Raw genomic sequence first — 2,127 nt, forward strand, 5'->3', positions numbered from 1 at the left:
ACATTTATCTTTAGATTATAAAACACCTAATATGGTATATAAATTATCAGCGTAAATTCAATTTTAACCTGTAGCCATATTTCAGGACTAGACATATAATACAAAACGTTAGAAAAAATGAAAGAAATAGTATTAAACGACGGAAATAAGTTACCAATTATAGGTTTTGGAACATACAAATCTACCGAGGAAGAAGGTATTCAATCTATAAAAGATGCTTTAAATCTAGGTTACAGAATGTTTGATACAGCCGCTAAATATGATAATGAAAAAGAAGTTGGAAAAGCAATAAATGAAAGTGGAATCGATAGAAGAGAAATTATCGTAACCACAAAATTATGGCGTGAAAATTTAGGTTATGAAGAAGCTAAAAAAGCTTTTGACAAATCACTTAAAAAACTTGGATTGGATTACATTGACTTGTATTTAATCCATTGGCCTGCAAATGCAAAAAATTATAAAGATTGGCAAAAAACCAATGCAGATAGTTGGCGTGCAATGGAGGAATTACAAGCGGAAGGGAAAATAAAGTCCATTGGAGTAAGTAATTTTTGGCAAGAACATTTAGAGGCACTTTTTCAAACTGCACACATAATCCCTGCTATCAATCAGATTGAATTTCACTCTGGATATTGGCAATCAGAATTGACGGAATATTGCAAAAAGAATAATATTGTCGTTGAATCTTGGTCACCTTTGGCAAGAGGAAAAGTGTTTGGAAATGAAATAATCCAAACTATCGCTAAACAACACAATAAATCTATAGCGCAAATCTGTTTGAGATGGATTACTCAACACGAAACCATCGTTATACCGAAATCAAATACACCAAAAAGAATTGAAGAAAATATTAATATTTTTGATTTTAAATTATCAGAGGAGGAAATGAAGCAAATCAATGAACTTCCAGAAATGGGGTTTAGCGGAGAATTGCCTAACATTTGGCCAGATGTATTAAATGTTAAAAACTAAAAATACGGCTGCTAACACCGTGTAAAAACATTGCTTATTTTAGTTCAATCGTTTGGTCGTTGCTTTGTTTGCTAGCTTCTGATTTTCCTTCGGAAAATCCTCGCACTCAAACACGCAACGTTCCTTACACATAAACGTTGTGCGTCATTTAAGAAAAACCGAAAACGAAAGAAATTGAGTTGGATAAATAAAATATTTGGAATAAAAAAGGTAGAGGAAATTCCAACTCGAAAAATTGACTATATCCAAATAACTAAGGATTGGAACGCTGACCCAGTTTCACCTGAAATTGAATTAAAAGTGGACGGAATTGACTTAATAATGGATATTTATCTCAATCATTTTCAATTCAACAAATATCAGGAAGGAGATAAAGTTAAAATTCGATTTAAAAACTGTTTGGAATATTCTCTTAATACTTGCAATGACGAAGGGTATTTTTACGGACAATATAGAACAAATCACAACGAATTACCTTGGGGTGAATTCTATGAAATTAAAAGCGGATTAGATAAAGAGTTACCAAATCCGATTGAGAAAATTCAAACTAGTAATTCTGACAGAAAACATTTTATTTTCTTTTTTAAAGACGAAACTTTTGAATGTCTTGCTTCTGATTATTATTTAGACTTTTACAACGAAAAAGTAATAAACAGTTGTAAAACAAAATATAATGTGGTTTTAGAAGGCAAAGAAATTGGAACTTCTAAACTAGAAAAAGCAGATGCACCAATGGGAGTTGCATTTGGAATAATTGAATTCAATGGAATAAAAACGCCTTATGAATTCTTTAAAAAATACTGCTCAAAAAATAATATTGTAATAAATACTGACGACCCAGAATTTGAATTTATTGATACTCAAGTAATATCAGAATTAAAAGTATTCAGACAGGATGGACTTGAAATAAAAGGAGTTGCTGGAAATGCAATTACGGGAATGAAAGATGAAGGATATGAAATCTCAATTTTGGGAATAAGTTATCCGTTTTATGAAGAGGAATTTCCTCATCACGTTGAACATTATAAAAATATGTATAAATCGGAATAAAAACGAACGCACAACAAAGTACTGTGCTAAAAAACAAGTAAAATCCCATTAATTTTTCACTAGCGTACTTTTATATGTTGCATCAAATATTAACCCAGATTTTGC

At 31.0% G+C, this 2,127-nt stretch carries 2 protein-coding genes; both read left to right on the forward strand.

The features are described from left to right. Positions 1 to 117 precede the first annotated feature (117 nt). Entirely contained in the window at positions 118 to 972 is an 855-nt protein-coding gene (locus tag BLT80_RS19750) for an aldo/keto reductase (protein WP_092471263.1), read from the forward strand. A 174-nt stretch (positions 973 to 1,146) separates the two neighbouring features. After that, entirely contained in the window at positions 1,147 to 2,022 is an 876-nt protein-coding gene (locus BLT80_RS19755) for a hypothetical protein (RefSeq protein ID WP_092471265.1), read from the forward strand. The last annotated feature ends 105 nt before the right edge of the window (positions 2,023 to 2,127 follow it).

It is taken from the genome of Winogradskyella thalassocola (genome assembly GCF_900099995.1).
In the GTDB taxonomy this organism is placed as follows: Bacteria; Bacteroidota; Bacteroidia; order Flavobacteriales; family Flavobacteriaceae; genus Winogradskyella; species Winogradskyella thalassocola.

What these genes read in the sequence shown, in the direction of transcription:
- BLT80_RS19750 (WP_092471263.1), top strand. Translation starts at nt 118, where the DNA reads ATGAAAGAAATAGTATTAAACGACGGAAATAAGTTACCAATTATAGGT.